This window comes from Butyrivibrio sp. AE3009 (assembly GCF_000420845.1).
Taxonomy (GTDB): Bacteria; Bacillota; Clostridia; order Lachnospirales; family Lachnospiraceae; genus Butyrivibrio.
Window position 1 is genome coordinate 29,530 of record NZ_ATVS01000024.1, and the last position, 19,122, is coordinate 48,651.

At 45.0% G+C, this 19,122-nt stretch carries 17 protein-coding genes; 2 read left to right on the plus strand and 15 right to left on the minus strand.

Annotated elements, in window-relative coordinates:
• Positions 1–116: 116 nt before the first annotated feature.
• Entirely contained in the window at positions 117–1,076 is a 960-nt protein-coding gene (locus G588_RS0112490; protein ID WP_022779075.1) for an AraC family transcriptional regulator, read from the plus strand.
• On the opposite strand, the gene G588_RS0112495 is transcribed toward G588_RS0112490, so the two are convergent.
• The 13 genes from G588_RS0112495 to G588_RS20170 all read right to left on the minus strand — a co-directional run bounded on the left by G588_RS0112495 (position 1,073) and on the right by G588_RS20170 (position 14,568).
• Entirely contained in the window at positions 1,073–1,717 is a 645-nt protein-coding gene (locus G588_RS0112495) for a hypothetical protein (protein WP_022779076.1), read from the minus strand. The two genes, G588_RS0112490 and G588_RS0112495, sit on opposite strands and share 4 nt — an antisense overlap.
• Positions 1,714–2,388, minus strand: coding sequence for a CDP-alcohol phosphatidyltransferase family protein (locus G588_RS0112500; RefSeq protein WP_022779077.1), 675 nt, complete (start codon positions 2,386–2,388; stop codon positions 1,714–1,716). Before G588_RS0112500 ends, G588_RS0112495 begins: the two co-directional genes overlap by 4 nt.
• A complete protein-coding gene (locus tag G588_RS0112505) occupies positions 2,381–3,757 on the minus strand; it encodes a B12-binding domain-containing radical SAM protein (RefSeq protein ID WP_022779078.1) in 1,377 nt (458 codons plus the stop codon). The genes G588_RS0112500 and G588_RS0112505 overlap by 8 nt, the downstream gene beginning before the upstream one ends.
• On the minus strand, positions 3,738–5,471 hold the full coding sequence (locus G588_RS0112510) for an AMP-binding protein (protein ID WP_022779079.1): 1,734 nt from the start codon (positions 5,469–5,471) through the stop codon (positions 3,738–3,740). The genes G588_RS0112505 and G588_RS0112510 overlap by 20 nt, the downstream gene beginning before the upstream one ends.
• Positions 5,461–6,045, minus strand: a complete 585-nt coding sequence (locus tag G588_RS20155) for a lysophospholipid acyltransferase family protein (protein WP_022779080.1) — start codon at positions 6,043–6,045, stop codon at positions 5,461–5,463. The genes G588_RS0112510 and G588_RS20155 overlap by 11 nt, the downstream gene beginning before the upstream one ends.
• 148 nt (positions 6,046–6,193) lie before the next feature.
• Positions 6,194–6,901: a histidine phosphatase family protein gene (locus G588_RS21635; RefSeq protein ID WP_022779081.1), complete on the minus strand. Its 708-nt coding sequence runs from the start codon at positions 6,899–6,901 to the stop codon at positions 6,194–6,196.
• A gap of 111 nt (positions 6,902–7,012) precedes the next feature.
• On the minus strand, positions 7,013–8,443 hold the full coding sequence (locus G588_RS0112525; protein WP_196804982.1) for a sensor histidine kinase: 1,431 nt from the start codon (positions 8,441–8,443) through the stop codon (positions 7,013–7,015).
• An 8-nt stretch (positions 8,444–8,451) separates the two neighbouring features.
• Positions 8,452–9,138 carry a response regulator transcription factor gene (locus G588_RS0112530; RefSeq protein ID WP_022779083.1) on the minus strand — a complete coding sequence of 229 codons (687 nt, stop codon included), beginning with the start codon at positions 9,136–9,138 and terminating at the stop codon, positions 8,452–8,454.
• A 34-nt stretch (positions 9,139–9,172) separates the two neighbouring features.
• Positions 9,173–10,066 (minus strand): hypothetical protein, encoded by an 894-nt coding sequence (locus tag G588_RS0112535; RefSeq protein WP_022779084.1) that lies wholly within the window; start codon positions 10,064–10,066, stop codon positions 9,173–9,175.
• A gap of 4 nt (positions 10,067–10,070) precedes the next feature.
• Positions 10,071–10,826, minus strand: a complete 756-nt coding sequence (locus G588_RS0112540; protein WP_022779085.1) for a hypothetical protein — start codon at positions 10,824–10,826, stop codon at positions 10,071–10,073.
• Positions 10,827–10,828: 2 nt separating this feature from the next.
• Positions 10,829–11,509, minus strand: a complete 681-nt coding sequence (locus G588_RS20165; protein WP_022779086.1) for an ABC transporter ATP-binding protein — start codon at positions 11,507–11,509, stop codon at positions 10,829–10,831.
• Positions 11,510–11,596: 87 nt separating this feature from the next.
• The gene (locus tag G588_RS0112550; protein WP_022779087.1) at positions 11,597–13,411 is read right to left on the minus strand and encodes an ABC-F family ATP-binding cassette domain-containing protein; all 1,815 of its coding nucleotides are present in this window, start codon (positions 13,409–13,411) and stop codon (positions 11,597–11,599) included.
• A 119-nt stretch (positions 13,412–13,530) separates the two neighbouring features.
• On the minus strand, positions 13,531–14,568 hold the full coding sequence (locus G588_RS20170) for an HD domain-containing phosphohydrolase (RefSeq protein WP_022779088.1): 1,038 nt from the start codon (positions 14,566–14,568) through the stop codon (positions 13,531–13,533).
• 121 nt (positions 14,569–14,689) lie between these two features.
• On the opposite strand from G588_RS20170, the gene G588_RS0112560 reads away from it, so the two are divergent.
• Positions 14,690–15,271, plus strand: a complete 582-nt coding sequence (locus G588_RS0112560; RefSeq protein WP_022779089.1) for an Hpt domain-containing protein — start codon at positions 14,690–14,692, stop codon at positions 15,269–15,271.
• A gap of 6 nt (positions 15,272–15,277) precedes the next feature.
• Here G588_RS0112560 and G588_RS0112565 read toward each other — a convergent pair whose 3' ends face one another.
• Both G588_RS0112565 and G588_RS21640 read right to left on the minus strand, forming a co-directional pair.
• Complete coding sequence (locus tag G588_RS0112565; protein WP_022779090.1) at positions 15,278–16,582, minus strand: ABC transporter substrate-binding protein; 1,305 nt, start codon at positions 16,580–16,582, stop codon at positions 15,278–15,280.
• Positions 16,575–19,091, minus strand: a complete 2,517-nt coding sequence (locus G588_RS21640) for a response regulator (protein WP_022779091.1) — start codon at positions 19,089–19,091, stop codon at positions 16,575–16,577. The genes G588_RS0112565 and G588_RS21640 overlap by 8 nt, the downstream gene beginning before the upstream one ends.
• Positions 19,092–19,122: the final 31 nt, after the last annotated feature.

Here is a 19,122-nt window from a genome sequence, read left to right on the forward strand (position 1 = left end):
CGTACCCCGATACAATTCATGTTTATGATGCTATAATATTATGCACGGGCACTGTTTTCTAGAACCATATAAGTGCCAAAATGGAACCTTATTTGACATTAATTCAAGGGATAAAAATGAGAAAAGAAATTCTGGATCATCTGTACAAAATTACCGAAGAGGAAGAAAAGATCGTCAAGGAGAACGCCTCCATTTCAAAGGAGCTCTACACCTCCGAAGATGAGTTCGTGGTGGACTCCGCCAAGCTCCTGGAGCAGGGTAAACTCATTGCGATCCGCCCTCACACCAGGTTCGCCCACTTTCCCGAACACCGCCACAACTACATAGAAATGGTAGTTATGCTGAAAGGGAGCCTTACCACAAGGATCGTCGGCGGCGACACCATTACCTTAAGAAAAGGCGATATCCTCCTTATGAACCGCCACGCAAGACATGAGATCCTGCCCTGCAAAAGGAACGACCTTGCCCTTAACTTCATTATTCTTCCGGAATTCTTTTCCCGGGGAAGCGTCTCCTACGACAAGGAAAACATCCTAAGGGGCTTTATCATCGCCTCCCTCTCAGAGAAAAAAAGATACAGCGACTACCTCCTGTATCACGCTGCAGGAGTAATCGCTGTTGAGAATCTTATGGAAAACCTCATATGGACTCTGATAAATCATCCAAATGACATGAATCAGATCGTACATTCCACCATGGACCTGCTTCTAATGAATCTGGCGGCACTGTCCGCAGACACTCTTAAGGACATGCGCTCCAAGGGTCAGAATATCACCATAACTGCCCTTGAGTACATTGACCACAACTTCGCCTGCGGAACCCTTGAGGAACTTGCAACGCAGACCGGCTACACCACCGCCTATTTAAGCCGCCTTTTAAGGAGTCACACCGGCTGTAACTTCAAGCAGCTCCTTCAGCAAAGAAAGCTCCAGCAAGCCGCCTACTACCTGGAAAACACAACACTGACCACAGAAAATATCATTGAAAAAATCGGATACGAGAACAGCGCATATTTCTACAAGGTTTTTGCCAAAAAATACGGCTGCTCTCCCAGAGAATACAGAAAAAGAACTTAATCGCAGAACCGCCTGAAAATCATTCTGTATATAAGCTTCGAATTTATCCTGAAAAACAATCCCGCATTGATAAGTGGCGAAACTCTTTTCATATACCCGCCATCCTGCGCGCTTTTTTTGTAAAAGAATTCCTCTTTATACAGATACCCGGCAAGTAGCCGGTCCATATCCTTGATACTGTAGCGGTAATACTTCCTTGACAGCTTCACAGCTCCTGTCATTTCTATAATCTTTGCCACAAAGGACATACAATTAAGCGCCTTGTATATCTTAAAGCCATGAAGAATCGGCATCGTTGCCATTGAATACAGGTTAAAAATATATTCGGAATCCGCTTCGATATCTGCAATATAGCTCTTGATCCGCACAAGTCCCGCATCATCTGTAGGCACCTTGAACACCTTTAATTTAACTCTGTTGTGTTTGCCATATGCATAACATTCAAGGTTCTCATGCATGAAACCACAATCAAAGGGCGCATAGTGCCTGCGTCTCGAGAAGGTTATAAAGTCACTGAAAGGCTCCTCAAGACACACAGCTATATGTGTATATTCATATCCCGTCACGGCTCTGGCAATGCTTCCAAGCCCTGTGTGGGCCTTCACCAGAACAACGTAGACATAATTCTCATTACTCTTCATCTCTTTTTACTCAACCTTATAAATAACTGAATCTGAAGCCTTATCATCTCATAGTACATGGGAACTGCCCCGATCAGAATAATGATATCTCCTACGGTAAATCCATGTCCCTGTACAGTAACCACAGGATCTGTTCCCACAATCATAGTAATTATGCACACCGCCGCAAAAAACAGATGCGTCTCAATGGGCCCAAGTCTCGGAAACAGAAACTCATTAAGATACCTTATATAATTCATGGCAGTAAACATCATGAGCGCATACACAGGCACCATGAATATCATCACTTCAAAGCTCGCAACTTTCGCAAAAGCCAGCCCTATCAGCAGATATGTGATATGAAGTATATCCGTCAGAAGGTCAAAAAAAGCTCCAGCCTCCGATGCCATATTTCGCTTCCTTGCAATATATCCGTCCAGGTCGTCGCAGATAATATGCCAGATAAGTCCCACAACGGTTCCTATAAGAAACATCAGGTTCACACGGGCAAGGAACGCACAAACTATTCCGAACAGCCCTCCAATTGCCCCCAGAAGCGTCATCTGATTGGGAGTCATAGTTTCAGGGATCAACCTTCCGAAAACCCTGTAAATAATCGGGTAAGAAGCGTTCTCAAGCTTACTTGGCACAATCTTTTTGACCGCTTTCTTACTATCCGTAGAATTACTCATCGTCGTTCTTCCTTTTCTTAAACATATTTGCAATAAAAGATCTGATGTAATCGCCGTAGTCTATGAAGTCATATACTCCCTCTCTCTTGGCTCGAAGAAAGAGGCTTATCAGCAGAATATAATAATAGAAATAATATCTTTTTACCGACAAATGCGTAGGTCTTGCCACCAGATGCAGATAATCAAAATGGGACGGATTGTCGGTTATCATCCTATCCTTGTATCTGGCAAAATTCTCAAGCCCCATCTCCGGAGTATATATGGAAATAGCCACATGCTTTAGTTTTTTCCTAACTATCCATTTGAAGAGCCGCATGAAATCCCGCTTGGTGTAGTCCAGATCAACTATAAAGAGTCCCATGAGATTAATTCCAAGCCTGTTGCAGATTCCGACACTTTTAATGTTATTAAATGCAGAGGAATGCTTCTCATAGCTGTTTAGATGATTGTCGTCAAAGGATTCCAGCCCCACCAGCACGTAGTACAGACCTACCTCTTTAAACTCCTTCATCAACTGTTCGTGAGTCGCGATAAAATCGGCTCTGCCGTAGCAGATATAGTTTTTTCGGATATTCCTGCGTTTCAGAAGCTCGATGAATCTTTTAACTCTCTTCTCGTCAACGAGGAAGTCATCATCCACGATGTAGATATTGTCTGACTTAATCTGCGCAATCTCATAAACAACTCTCTCTATGTCACGCTGTACGTAAACACCTGCATTCATTCTGTTGCGGACGCAGAATTCACAGCGATATGGGCAGGAATAGGCGGTTCTGACCCAAGCAGCGTGCTCCAGCTCCAGGTATCTGTAATTATTCGGATGCTCATAAAAGTACGTCCTGTCCGGCAACGGCAGATCGTTGATATCAAAGGCCGTTGATGGATTGCTCCTCCACTTTGAACCATCCCGGTAGCATATCCCGTCCATCTTGGTTCTAAGCAGCTCTTTTCCGAAAAAAGCGATGTCGATTATTTCCAGAATCTTGTATACATTGAAGGTTGTAAGGATATAGTCAACATAATCCCTGTACATCCTCTCGTAGCACAGCTGTGCGTGGAGTCCGCCGATTATCGTAAGCGTATCGGCACTGTGGCCTTTGGCATCTCTGCAATACTCCAGCATGAAGTTCTCCTGCCTTGTTCTGCCACATACATAGACCACGTCCGGGTCGTATTTATTAAGGGCCATAGGAACCGTAGCGGTCTCCACCTGTCCGTCATAAATATAGACTTCGTGCCCTTTTTCTTTTAATACGGCACTGATATATTCAAGCTCCAGACATTCGTTTTCAATAACTCCGACAAAATTGTATCTGGTGCGGGATATTTCAGGATGGATAAGTAAAAACTTAAGACTCCTTCTTTCCATTCTTCAACTGTTCCTCCTTGACCAGCTCATTGAAGGCCACCTTGCCCACCAGTGTTTTGGGCAGTTCCTCCCTGAATTCATATTCATAGGGCAGGGAATATACGGCCAGATTCTTTTCGCAGTGCGCTTTGATGGCTGCAAGAATCTCATCACTTGGCCTTACACCGTTTTTAAGTACAATGAAGGCCTTAGCCACCTGAATCTTGTAGGGATGGTCGATCCCTATAACGCAGGACATAAGTACATCAGGATAGGAATCGATCACGTTCTCAATATACTGAGGATATATACTGTAGCCGGAGCTTACAATTACTCTCTTAAGCCTTTGCTTGAAATAAATGAAGCCGTCCTCGTCCATATATCCAAGGTCTCCCGTGTGCAGCCATACAAGGCCGTCCTCGTGAAGTTTAAGTACTTTCCCGGTCTCCTCGGGATCGTTAAGGTAGCCCTTCATAACTGTGGGGCCTGCGAGAACGATCTCACCTTCCTCTCCATAAGGAAGTTCCTGTGTGGAATCAGGTTTACAGATCTTGTAATAGGTATCGGGATAGGGGATTCCTATGCTTCCCTCCCTGTAGTATCCAAGCGGGGTCAGGCAGCTTCCTGTGACACATTCCGTAAGGCCGTATCCTTCTCTGACCTGAGTATCGGCGCCGTGTTCCTTGAGAAAAGCATCTATCTTACTTTTAAGACTAACCGACAGGGAATCTCCGCCTGATATTACGCAGCGAAGAAAAGACAGATCCTTTCCCTCAAGCTTCTTGTTCTTAAGAAGCGCTTCATAGAGCGTCGGAACGCCTGCTATAACATTGGGCCGATAGTTAATAAGGAGCTTATGGAAAGTTCCTGCGCTGAAAGTAGGCAGAAGTATTGCCGTCATTCCTTTATACAGCGCAGTGTGGATACATATTCCAAGTCCAAAGCCGTGAAAAACGGGCATTATGGACAATATCCTGTCTTTCTCCTTAAGACAGGCGCAGGCCTCTATTCCCTGCATTGCAAGCGCATTGAAATTAAGATTGGTAAGTTCTATTCCCTTGGGATATCCGGTGGTTCCTCCGCTGTATAGAATCGCTACAACGTCGTCTCCGCCTGTCTCTACGGTAGTATTTCCCTGATAACTGCCTGCGAGCCCTAGAAATTCTCTGAAGGAAAGCCTGCTGCCGGTAGTATGTGCATCGTCGCTCTCCAGCTTAATCTTCCTTCCCTTGGTAAGCTGATACAGAGGTTTCATATACAAGGGCATAGAATCCGCGGCGGATACCACGATAACCTTTTCCACCGGAGTATCCTGCAATACATGTTTTATCTTGTTATATGCGATATCTATTGTTATTGCAAGGCGGCTCTTTGACACACTGAGGTAATATTTGATCTCCGGTTCCGCAGACAACGGATGTATCATATTCGCCACTGCGCCAATCTTGTTTATAGCATAGAAGCTGATGACCGCCTCCGGGGTATTGGGCATACATATGCTGACCACATCCTTCTCTTTTATCCCAAGAGCCTTAAGCGCCCTTGCACAGCGCTCTATCTGCTGAAGAAACTGCCTGTAGCTGCCTTTTTTGCCATAGTAATTGTAGGCGATACAGTCAGGATGGTTAGATGCACTGTCTTCTATAAACTTGTATACGGAGCAGTCCGGATAGTCCAAATGGGGCCTTACTCCGTCATAAAATCCATACCATGGAGTTTTAACTTTATTTTGCATTTAATAATAGTTCCTTTACTGTTGAAAAAAGAAGATCATTGGCCTCGGGGACCTCAAGGTTCGATACGTCTATCGGCTCACCAAAGGTAATCTTAAGGTTTTTACTTCTAAATCTGTAATCTCCTGTTATAGAATAAGGAATTATCCTGCACCCGGCTCTCTTAGCCATGACCACGGCTCCGGGCTTAAAGGGTAAAAGAATCTCCTCTGTGTAATTTCTCTTTGCTTCCGGAGATAAATTAATAAGACAGCCCGCCTTTAAATGCTCTACTGCGCTGGCAAGAGCCTCCTTATTACGGGCTGCGTGAAGATCAACCGGTATTGCTCCGATAGCTCTGAAAAACCATCCGAAGGGACCGTCATGAAGCTCTTTTTTGGCAAGGGTGTATACCACTCTCTTAGTGGAACTGTCGACAAGTATCGGATCCATCGCATGCTTGTGATTACCTGCGATAACACATGCTCCTTTACGTGGAATCACCTCACTGTTAACGATTGTAGGATTATAATATGCCAGAAATAATCCCGCCAGAGCAGGCCTTAAGATTCTGTATAATTTCGCGTTGTTTTTCATCTTTTTTGGAGAACCACCTTTATTAAATATCGAGGTAATTTGCATTACATCTATACGAATTATACCCGAAATAGCCCCGCATTAGTACCAGCGAACTCTAAAACAGAAAAATACCCCGGAACAATTTGTCCGGGGTTTGATACTAATCTTATTTATCAAAATGTAGCTTCTCTTCCTTGAAGGATTCTATGTGTCCCATGTCGTCAAAGAGCTCAAGTCTTGGAATTACCATATCTCCCTGATCTCCATCGAATCGCAGGATTGAGACGGAGCAGACTCCGTAAGGCATGGTAGTAAGTACAAAGGGCAGCGGAAGGCTCAAAATGTGTGAGAACAGGATTGCTCCGGAGCCGCCGTGAGCGAAGATGGCTATGGTATCATCATTTTCCTTAGTACATTCATATAGGCCGTTTTTCCTTGCAAGACCGTACTCTCCAAGGAGTTCATCCAGGCCATTAGACACTTTGTCATAATAATCCATACAGATATTATTCTTGAAAAAGGGGTGTTCCGGCCAATTGGGAGAGCCCACATATTCGCCTGTATCTGTCAGTACTTTGTAGGCAAGAGTCCAGGGATGACCGTCATAGGGTAGCTTATCAGTTGCAGCTGCAACTCCGCCCTTGTCTCCCCAGTCAATCTCATGCATGAAATCCAGAATCTGCACCTCGATTTTATGCTGCCCCGCCGTGTAAGATGCCGTCTCTTTGGCCCTTCCCATTGGAGAAGAATAGATTGCCTTAATATTTTCATCCCTGAGCCTTGCGGCAGTGCTTATTGCCTGCTTTATGCCGTTGTCCGTCAAGCAGTCCTTTTCATAATTCGGCTCTCCATGTCTTATAAAAATCAGTCTCATATATCTACCCCTTCCCGGTCCTTAATCGCTGATAATTCTCTTTATCCATCCTGAATTCGCAGAACTGACAATTGTACCCTACCTCATGTTGGCTCATCGATAATCAGCATGTTACGCACATTTCTTCATATCGATAACAAAACAGTTCCTACCGCCGGAGCGCTTGTACTTAAGGGTTCCATGGTGGCGCTCCACGATCTTGCGTGATATGGCGAGGCCAAGACCGGTTCCGCCGTCAGTTTTTCGGGTTTTGTCGCCTCTGGCGAAGGATTCGAACATTCTGGCGGCGAATTCTTCGTCTATGGCTTCGCCGTCATCATACACTTCAATTGTTATCTTGCCGGAATCGTCAAGTATTCTGACACCTACGTTGCTGCCGGTCTCATTGTATTTATTGGCATTGGCCAGGAGGTTACTTACCGCTCTCCTGAAGAGCTGTGTATCAAGATTGGCAAAAACAGCTTCGTCCGGAATATCTATGTCAAATTCTTTGCCGGTGGCGGCGATCTCTTCGTAGAATTCCACACAGTTCCTTCGAACCAGCTCACAAATATCAGTCTTTTCCAGGTTGAGCTTGTAGGCATCGCTCTCTATCTTAAGACTGGTGTTAAGGTCAGCGATAAGGGTGCTGATCCTCTCGACCTTCATCTCAATTACCTTGTAATAATCATCCTTTTTGTCCTCAGTGACAAGTCCTTCCTTAAGGGCATAGACACTGCTCTTTATTGAAGCCACGGGATTCTTGATATCATGGGCTAGCTCCAAGAGCAGCAAATTCCTACTCTGCTCGATCTGATGCTTCTGCTCTTCGGTTTCCTTGAGCTTCACGGCCATTTCATTGAATCGGTCTCTGATGTCCTCGAATTCCCTGTCGGTTTTGTAGTCGATGACCACGTCTCTCTTGCCTTCGCTAACTTCATTCATTCCCTTCATCAGAAGCTTAAGAGGCATATCGATATGTCTTTTGAGGTAGAAACTGATACCTGCGATCTCAAGTCCGAACATGGTCGCAATGATCACAAGGAACCAGATATATCTGCCTCCGTTGTCATTGGTGATCATATATGAAATCTTATAATTCACCATATCTAAGGGATAAAAGACAAGAAAAATGCGCTTTGGATCCCCGGCATATCTTACGAGAGCCGAATAGCCTATATCATCGTATACATCGAACTCCCTGAGAACAATTCCCGTTTTTTCGTAGGATGCGTAGCCCATGTCCAGATATTTGGCCATATCAGTGAGGTCATAGCTGTACTTGTCTGTCAGCTTGTCTCCCACAACATTAATGACATTGCCGCTATCGTCAAGTTCCTCGATCCAGCCTCCGACGCGGCTGAGAACCTCAGTATCTGTAATGGTTCCATCGTTATGAACAAAGGACTGGGGCGAAGCATTGCTCATACTTCCGTTTCCGAAATATATCAGAAGCGCCACTGCCAGAACCAGATACACCAGGATCGTAATTATCAGAAACAATATGTAACTCTTAACAAGCCTTGAAAAAATGCTCTTTCTTTTTTCCCGTTTACTCTTCATAGTCAGCTTCATTCTTTCTCAAATTTGTAGCCAAGGCCCTTAACTGCCTTGATCATCACGCTGTCAGCATCTGCTTTCCTTAGTTTGTTGCGAAGGTTACTGATGTGAACCATGACTGTGCTGTCGTCTGCGGCGCAGTCATCGTCCCAGACGTATTCTGTTATCTGCTGTTTGGTAAAAATATGCCCGGGATGAGGCATCAGAAGTTCAAGAATCTTGTACTCTGTGCCTGTAAGGGCGATGCTCTGTCCGTTTCTGGTAACGGATCTGGCGTCAGTGTTAAGTTCTATGCCAAAGGCGCTATAGGTCCTTGCGTCGCTGTCATGATAATCGTAGTTGCGCCTAAGCTGAGCCTTGATCCTGGCTACAACCTCCATTGGATTGAAGGGCTTGGAGACATAGTCGTCAGCCCCCAGCTCAAGCCCCAGGATCTTGTCGTAATCCTCGTTCCTGGCCGTTAGCATAATAACAGGAACATGGCTAATCTCACGAATCTTCTTAAGAACGGCGAAACCGTCAAGCCCCGGCATCATTACATCAAGTAATAGCATGTGGGGCTTAAGCGCCTTAAACTGCTCCAAGGCCGATAATCCGTTATCGACCTTGATAAATCTTATTCCTTCTTTGTTCAAAAAAAGCTCCAGGGAATCCAGGAGCTCTATCTCATCATCTGCCCCAAGTACCGTATATTCCATACCTCTCACCCTTTCCGGCACAGGAGCGCAGATTTTAGCGGATGTAATCCTCTATCACTTCAATAAGCGGTCTGTCAAAGCTGTAGGAGTCCTTCCAGTTCTCATCCAACTTGTCCAAAAGCATGCATTCCAGCATTCCGAGGCGATAGTACTTGGCATTGCCATCCACATATTTAGATGCGGTGTCCAGGTAATTCTTGATATATGTCTCTTCACCCATCTCTGATCTTACTGCCTGTGCTTCTACGTAGTATGCAGTGCCCTCCAGCTTGGTATAAAAATCCTCTGAATAGGCTGCTGCATCTGCAAGGAGTCCCCGTCTCTCCTTGGCTGTTTTGGTATATTCTATCGCAATTTCCACTGCATCGCCACTGTTTTCTTCAGTAATTATGCGGCTTAATATCTTAAGTTCATGCTCAAATAACTCTTTTGCGGCGCTATCGGAATCAATGATTGAAGAGAGCTCAGTCTCCGAATAAATATCGTCTGTTATGTTTTCATACAGGTTAAACTGGGTGTTCTGATAGGCGTGGAAGCCTTCATGCCAGACAACCACTGACAGCGGCTCGTCGTTCAGAGCTTCAAGAGTGGCCCAGGTATCGTACTGCGGTACAACGATCTGAAACTCATCTCCGTCCTGATACACACTGCCCACAAGACCTTCGAAAACGGCCTTTCTCTCGATATAATCGCATTTTCCGTCGTTATAGCTTACAAGGATGTCCTTTTCCCCATCTGAAAATGCCACTTTGTAGTCAAGGGGACAGAACCCCGCAAAGCCCATATCACCAAGCTCTTTATAATCATCAGCAACCTTGTAGAGCACTTCCCTGTTATTTTCCTTAAGCCCCTTCTCCATGGTGGCAAAGCCTGAGATAACAAGTGCAGCTCCCACCAGAATGTATAACACTAATCCCGCTTTTTTCATAACCTTATGCTTCCTCTCTTCTCAATGTGATTACCAGAAGTCCTGCAATCCAGATCACTATAAGTCCCATTATTATCACGTGTACATTCACAGGCCTCTCCTGAACCAGGTTCCCCGCCTGAGTGCTGATGCCTGCCAGGTTGGGAATAAGGAGAACCGCTCTTTTGATCACTGCTCCGCCAAATCCCGTAAGCGCTGCAGTCATAAGGTTAAGTGCGCTTCTGAGCGCTCCGCAGACAAGGATGATTACCATAATGGTTCCGGTAAAGAGTGTCGGGATCTTAATTGAAAGTGCTGAAGTCAGCATACAGATACATGCCGCATAGAGCATCATGAAAAGTGAAGCAACTGCTATTCTTCCCAGCATTTCGGAATAGCCGTTAACCACTGCGAATACTCCGAGTGTCAGGTACAAAATAACTCCGGAGATCCAGGAAACAAGCACATTCCCTGCTGCCAGGCTCATGTGATATCTGCTCTGGCTTACGCCCCTTGACCATATCAGATGGCTTGTGCGCCTTTCGTATTCCTGTGGAATTGTAGAACAGGATATTGCCAGTGCTATCGCACCGTTTAAGAAATTCAGAACATTGATAAGAATGGGAACCAGAACGTAATAATCGTTCATGCTTTTTCCGCCCACGGTAAGTGTTCCCGTTCCTGTAGAAAAGATTGCCACAACAAGGATCCCCAGTATTGTTGTGATATATAGCATCTTCCTGCGAATTTTTTCCCTTACTACATTAAGTACGATTTCCATGATCATTCCTCCCCAACCAGTCTGATAAATTTGTCCTCAAGACTCTCGTCGCTTTCGTCCTTGGTCCAGGTATCAAGCACTTCTCCTTTTCGCATGATCACGCCTCTGTCACAGACAGCTTCTATGTCATGAAGGATGTGAGAGTTGATTATAACTGTTTTGCCCTGTTCTTTAAGCTTCTTAAGCAATTCAAGATTATGTTTCCTGCCAAGAGCGTCAAGACCCGCGGTGGGCTCGTCAAGGATAAGAATGTCCGGATCAGAGATAAGTGCCTGGGCAAGTGCCAGCCTCTGGATCATACCCTTGGAGTAGTTCTTGACTTTGATCTTGCTGTCCTCAAGCCCGGTCACTTCCAAAAGACTCCTTAAGTATGCCTTGTCTTTTTTGGCCTTGTCCCCTTCTATTCCGGCGTAGTAGTTCATCACCTCCATAGCTGTGAGATATTCGGGAAAATAAGGCGTTTCCGGCGAATATCCTATTTTGGCACCGTCCTCTATCTCTATATCTCCTGAGCTTGCCTTGGCAAATCCCAGGATCATTTTAATTGTAGTTGTTTTGCCTGCTCCGTTGGCCCCAAGCAGTGCAAATACTTCCCCTTTTTTGATGTTAAGCGACAGATCTTTTACAACTGCCGTTTCCTTATATTTTTTCTGTACGTTTTTCAAAACCAGGATGTCATTCATTTGTATCGCTCCTCCTTACAGGGGATATATTAGCAATACAAATAAAAGCCTCCTTAAAGGAGGCCTTAAGATTTCCTAAAGATATGATTATTTGTTAAAACTGTCCACCATTTCCTGCAGTTCAACATATCTGTCCATTTTGCGCTCAATTTCGGCGTCAACTTCTTCTTTTTCCTTGCTGAGCTTCATAAGCTTGGGAAAATCAGTGGCTGCTGCCGCTATTTCGCTCTCCAGCTCAGCGCTTCTTTCCTCCAGCTGTTCTATCTCAGACTCTATGCTGTCATATTCCTTTTGTTCTTTATAAGAAAGCTTGGTCTTTTCTCTGGGTGCCTGATATTTGCCCTTGGGGGCTTTGTCTTCAGATTTGCCGGCTGTTCCTGCATTCTTACTGTCTGAACTTGACGTTTCGGCTTCGGCGCTTTCTTTTTTATGCACAAGATAGTCCGAATAGCCACCTTCGCTCTGATAGAGACTTCCGTCTTCGAAAGCAAATACTCTGGTCACAACTCTGTCCAGGAAATATCTGTCATGGCTGACGGTTATGATGATACCCGCAAAGCCGTCCAGATAGTCCTCCAGCACTCTTAATGTCTGAATATCCAGATCATTGGTGGGCTCGTCCAGGATGATGACATTGGGCTGTTCCATCAGGACTCTCAGCAGGTACAGTCTTCTCTTCTCTCCTCCGGAGAGCTTGGAAATGGGTGCATACTGCATCTCAGGGGTAAAAAGGAACCTCTCGCACATGACAGAGGCCGAGGTGAGACCTTCCTTGGTTCTGATGAATTCAGCGGTGTCCTTGATGTAATCGATGACTCTTTTGCTCTCATCAAGAGCCTCATTTTCCTGACCAAAATATCCGATCTTAATGGTCTGACCGATCTCCACAGTGCCCTCATCGGGAGATACTGCGCCGATGATACATTTCAAAAGAGTGGACTTACCACAGCCGTTGGGGCCGATAATGCCGATTCTGTCCAGCTTTCCAAAGGTATAGGAGAAATCCTTGAATAATGCCTTATCCGCGTAGCTCTTGGAGATTCCCTCCAGAATTATGGTCTTATTGCCCATTCTTGTGGGAAGGGAGCTAAGCTCCACCTGTCTCTCCTCCTCGGGCCTTACCCTGTCGCGAAGAGCTTCGAATCTCTGAATATGGGCCTTTTGCTTGGTGGAACGGGCTCTTGCGCCCCTGAGCATCCAGGCCAGATCCTTTCTGTAAAGGGTAGCTGCTTTCCTCTCGGCGGCCTGCTCATAGTCCATTCGCTGCTGCTTAAGTTCCAGAAATCCTGAATAATTGGACTCGTAGCGGTATACGTTTCCCTTATCGATCTCAAGTATCTGATTGGTAACTTCATCCAGGAAATATCTGTCGTGGGTGATCATAAGAAGGGCCCCTCTGAAGTGCTGAAGAAACTCCTCAAGGTACTCTATCATCTCAGAATCAAGATGGTTGGTGGGCTCATCCAGGATAAGCAGATCGGATGGGGTCATGATTGCTGCCACAAGAGCAGCTCTTTTCTTCTGTCCTCCGGAGAGAACTTTGGGATTACATTCGGGATCGTCGATACCAAATTTGGCCAGATTTGCCTTAACTTCCCCCATTTTGTCCCAGTTGTCGTTTCCTGCATAGATTTTACCTGTGATATTCTCCAAAAGGGTTTTATCCATGTCAAACACCGGATTCTGAGGCAAATATGAGATGCGAAGACCGCTGCTCATTACCACCTGCCCGCTGTCAGGCTCTATCACTCCCGCAACTATTGACAGAAGCGTTGACTTACCTGTTCCGTTGGTTCCCACAACGCCTATTTTGTCTGTATCATTTATACCCACCGAAACACTGTCAAGAACGGGCCTTGACATATATGCCTTGGTGACGTTTTCTACATTTAAGATGTTCATTAAAAAGCCTTCCAATCTTCCTTAAACTAAATACGCCATTTTTCTACCTATACTATCTTTAGGTAGAAAAATGACGTTTAACTTCATCAAATATACTTCATAGGCCTCATGGTGTCAAATCAGTGGTTCTTTGCGCCATGATTATCATGATCATCCCTCATGAGATACTCTTTATCATCATCGATCATTGCCAGCATTATGTCGGCAAACTTGGGGTCGAACTGGGAGCCTTTGCCCTTTTCAATCTCGCCCCTTACTATTTCCTGCGCCAGAGCGCCTCTGTAGCTTCGATTGCTGGTCATGGCATCATAGGCATCAGCCACGGCAATGATCCTGGCTTCCTCGGGAATCTCTTCACCTGCAAGCCCCTGCGGATAGCCTCTTCCATCGAATCTTTCATGATGCCACTTTGCACCTGCTGCAAGTTCAGGCATCTCCTTGATATTCCCTAGGATCTTGCCGCCTATAGCAGGGTGTTTTTTGATGCATGCAAACTCCTCATCTGACAGTTTCCCCGGCTTGTTAATCACTTCATCGGGAACTCCGATCTTGCCTACATCGTGGAGAAGTCCCATCATGAAGATTTTCTCCTGCCTCTTCTCGTCATAGCCGTATCTTTTGGCTATTTCTCTGGAATACTCCGCCACCCTTCCGGAATGACCATTTGTATATTTATCCTTGGCGTCAATGGCGTCTGCAAGGCACTCTACAACATGAAGGAAAAGATTCTCATTTTCTTTGGTCTTAGCATCTACTAAGCCCTCAAGGTTTCTTTGAAGCCGTATAAGTTCCACAGCATGCTGCACTCTGATAACCAGGACACTTGCAATGAACGGCTTTCTGATGAAATCCATGGCTCCGAGAGATAGCCCTTTAGTCTCCACTTCTTCATCTTCATTGGCAGTCAGAAAGATTACCGGCGTATCTCTCCAGCCGTTCTCACATTTTTTAAGCTCCTTAATGACTTCAAAGCCATCCATCTCCGGCATGCTGATATCCATCAGAATGATATCCGGCGCAGAATTATCCTTGATATGTTCCAGGAGAGCTTTGCCCGACTTAAGCACAATCACCTTGAATCCGACGTCCGTCAGGATATTCCAGGCTCTTTTAAGAATTATAGGGTCATCATCAATAACTATTACTTCCGGAATCATATTTACCTCCAAAAGAAAATTCCCCCAATTAAATAATATCTCAAAGACGTTTATACATCAACTTAATAGTGATATACTCAAAATGTACAAATAGCATAAACAACAAGGAGGAACCCTTTCTGTGAATATAAATATCCCAGGTCTTGACATAGAAAAAGCCATCGACAATTCCGGTTCCAGAGAGCTTTTTACAGAGCTTCTCGGTGACGTCCACAGGATCATTGATGAAAAAAGTGATCTTGTGGAAACCTATTTAAAAAACGAAGATCTGAAAAACTATACCATCCAGGTCCATGCCCTTAAGACCACCTGCCGCATGATAGGCGCCATGGAGCTTGGAGAGGATTTCTTTACCCTGGAAAAACTTGGAAAAGAAAACGACCTGGAACAGGCTTCTAAGCTTACTCCCGATGTTCTTGCAGCTTTCAGGGCGTTAAAACCTCATCTTGAGCCCTTTTCTCCCCACAAAGGCGATCCCCATAAGGCCTTTGACAAGGACGTTTTTTCAGCTGAATTAAACAGTCTTCTCGAGGCAATAGATGATTTTAATCTTGCCGCCGCGGAAGATGCCACAAAACAGCTGTTTTCCTATGGCTGCAATGAAGCCTTACAAGGAAAGCTCAAGGATCTTGATAAACTCATTTCCAATCTTGATTACGATGAGGCCAAAGAGCTGATCAATCAGATTCTTGCCGATCTCTGAGTATGTTCACTTGCCGGATATTGATCCATAGCCTGCAACTGCTTCATCCACGCTCATTTCGCCGTTTATGACGGCATAGGCTGCTGCCCTGAACTCTTTGACCGCAGTATCAAGTATTTCCGTATCTCTGAAGTTGACGGTTCTATCAGCAGGGAAGCCGGAAAGTGAAGCATACACTTCATCCAGCGAATAGTCCTTGGTAGGGGTTATGAGCCTCTTTTCCTGCGCCATAAGTCCCAGTTCCTTCTCACTTGTAAGGAACCTTATGAATTCATTGGTCATATCAAGGTTTGTGCTGTTCTTGTTAACGCTAAACAGAATTGACATAGAATCCATGTAATACCCGCCTTCGTCACCCGACGGAGCTATGTAGAAATCGTACTTGAAGGGATTAGCGGAAAAAGCTTCAGACTTACTCTCACGCTTTTTGGTCCCGGAAACAACGTCTCCGGAGCAGAGCATCATAGGTACATCACCCTCAAAAAATCGCATGATAACTGCATTGTAATCATCTTCTATTTCTGCTGTGCACTTGTCTATATCTATGCAGCCGGAGTCCACAAGCTCTTTTAGCCTTGTTAGAGGCGCTCTCATGGCTTCACCGGCGGAAGGTACAAGGTTATTGAGATCAGCTTCTATGCTTCTGTCGTCCTTGACCGTTTTGGCAAACATCGGATAGGCAAAGGTATAGCCTATTCCGGGCGTAGTTGAGGTATTGCTGCCCATAATGGGAGACTCGTAGCCAGCTGCCTTAAGCTTCTCACAGGTCTCTTTTAGCTCGCCGTAGGTCTTAGGTACTTTCAGCCCTTCTTTTTCAAAGATATCCATATTTACAAGCATTCCGTAGGAGGTAGCAAAAACAGGCAAAGTCAGTACCTCACCGTTATTCATCTCCCATCTTACGCCCTGCCTGATGCAATCAAGATTGATATTAAGCTTGGAATCGGCCAGATTCTCTGCTGCACTAAACAATGGATCCAGCTTCTCGTTTCCGTACATCCAGGGCTGAACAACGTAGATATCAGGGGCCTCCTGGCCTGCCAGGGCATTAACTATAGTATTGCTGTAGTCATCCAGGTAATTATATTCGATCTCACCATTGGGATAATGCTCATAGAATCTCTCTATAGCACTTTCCAGGGACTCAAAATTTGAATATGTCCCCACCACTGATAGCTTGTACTCAGTATCTGATGAATATTTCGGAGAAAACTCCTTGCTTGTTCCCTGAATGCCGCCACAACCTGCCACGCCAAATACCATTGTTGCCGCAAGGGCTGTGGAAATGATTGTCTTAATTCGTCTATTCATGCTCTCTCCTTTCACCGCCTTCGTCAAAATACTTATCCACCTGTGAAATGATTTCTTCCGTGCTCAGTTCCTTGAAGCACAATTGCAACAGCTTGTCCTTATCAAACTCCGCTTGCCCTTGTATACTGCTATCCATAAGTACAAGCTCAGGTTCATGCTTTTTGAGATACGCCAAGGCCTGCTCTCCCGATTTGGCCACAGCTGCATTTATATGAGCAGGCATCCATTCCCGAACTCCGCGCAAAAACTCGACATCTTCATTCACCACAAGAATGTTATGTACGACTGCCGGTTCTTTCTTTTCTTCCCCGTTTTCCCCTGCCTTCTCCACAAGATCCGCAGGCAGATACGTAAGAAGCATGCTTTCAAGTCTGCCGGTATCAATAGGTTTGGTCAGATAATCGTCAAATCCTGCATTTATGTACATTTCACGCATTCCGGACACTGCATTGGCTGTAAGACAGATAACAGGCGTCTTCTGATTGGGCGTATCCGTGCAGGCTTTCATTTCCTTGATGGTCTCAATACCATCCTTGTCCGGCATCATATGATCAAGGAAGATCACGTCATAGCGATTTCGCCTGAAAAGAGCAATGGCTGCATCTCCGCTGTCTGCAGTATCTATCTGCATCTTTGTCTTGTTCAAAAGACTTACGAAGACCTTGAGGTTAACTTCAGTGTCATCCACCACCAATACTCTTGCCTTAGGTGCCAAAAACTGCACGCTGTACTTCTTTCTTTCACGAAGAAAGTTCTTGTAGGCGGTTTCGAAATCGCCCAACGGCTCCCATTTAACTACCTTTTGTTTCAGGTCAAAAGAGAATTCCGATCCCTTTCCATACTCACTGTCCACATGTATCTTACTTCCCATCATATTGAGAAAGCTCTGGGCAATTGCCATACCAAGTCCGGTTCCTTCAATATTTCTATTTCTCTTTTCCTCTATTCTCTCAAAAGCGACAAACAGCTTATCAAGTTCCTCTTTTTTAATACCGATTCCGGTGTCCTTAACACTTACATGGAGCATTATATGATCCGGTTCATCCTCGCATTTTTTCCCGGATATTGAAAAGATAACGCTGCCTTCCTTGGTGTATTTGACGGCATTGGAGAGAATGTTGATGATTACCTGCTTAATCCTGATTTCATCGCCATGAAGGATCCTTGGTATCTCTCTGTCCACCTCAAGCTTGAAAACAAGCCCCTTTTCATCTGCCTTTCGCTGAACCATGTTAACAAGGTCATTTAAAAGAGATACAAAGTTGTAGTCTACATCTATAATCTCCATCTTGCCGGCTTCAATCTTGGAGAAATCAAGGATATCGTTAATGATCCCAAGGAGGGTGTTTCCGGCGGCCCTGATGTTTTCTGAATACATCAGGATTTCCTCGTCATGACTGTCCCTTAGGATCATCTCGTTCATGCCGATTATGGCATTCATGGGAGTTCTGATGTCATGGGACATTGTGGACAGGAACAGGGATTTTGCCTCATTTGCCTGATTCGCAGCAGCTGCTGCTACCGAGAGCTTGCGGTTAAAGCCAAGGAGAATTATCATGTTAAAATGAAGAAGGCCCATAAGTCCCATCGTTACGATTCCCAGCAGGATCCAGTCAATTGACCTGTTCACCGTAAGCTCTTTGGCAGGAATATAAGCTACAAGGAACCAGGAATTCAGGTTGCTGACAGGGGTATAGGCGATCACGCTGTCTTCGTTCCTGGAATTGCGCATATGCATTGATCCAACACCGGTTCGGATTGTATCTATGACCTTGTTATATTCCTGGACGGACATTGGGTTGTAGGATTTGAAATATTCAAAGAAATTGCTGTTTTTAAGGGACTTGCCGCGGATCATGTAGTCGCCGTCCCAGTCTATAAGGGATATTTCCACATTTTCATACTCGCCCTTTAGAAAAACCAGTTTCTGCTCAAGCATGCTTACAGGTACCACGCGAAGGAGAAGCCCTGCGCGCATGGCTCCTGTTTCATCATCCAAAACCTTTACATTGTTCAAAACAGCGATGGACTGAATGCCATTTAAGGGATTGGTATAGGCCCTCGTAAGGCTTACCACGCCATTTATGTCACTGATCTCAAGGTTGTCAAAAATCGATATATGGGAGTAATTTACGGAATAATCCGACGGATTTGTAGTATTGGGGGACGTAGAGATACCCTTCATAGATCCGTCATCAATGTAGATAAGATGTCCTGAGATTTCAGGAGATATTTTAGCCTTTCTGATATATGAAATAGCCTCCTCAACAGTCATCGGAGTGCCTGCATCCGCAGACTCATTGACATAATTCGACCAGATATCGCACAGATGCTGCTCATCCTCAAGGTAATTGGCGATGATCTGCTCTGTGGTAGTGGTCATCTTCTCAAAAGACGCAATCGAAGCATGGTTTGATTCTGATGCCCTATCGTTGGCATATTTCACGATAATAAAAAGAATCAAACCTACTATCACGATATTAATAATGATAATATATCTTTTCTTCAATCTGTAGCCTCAACAAAAACCCGGGAACTAA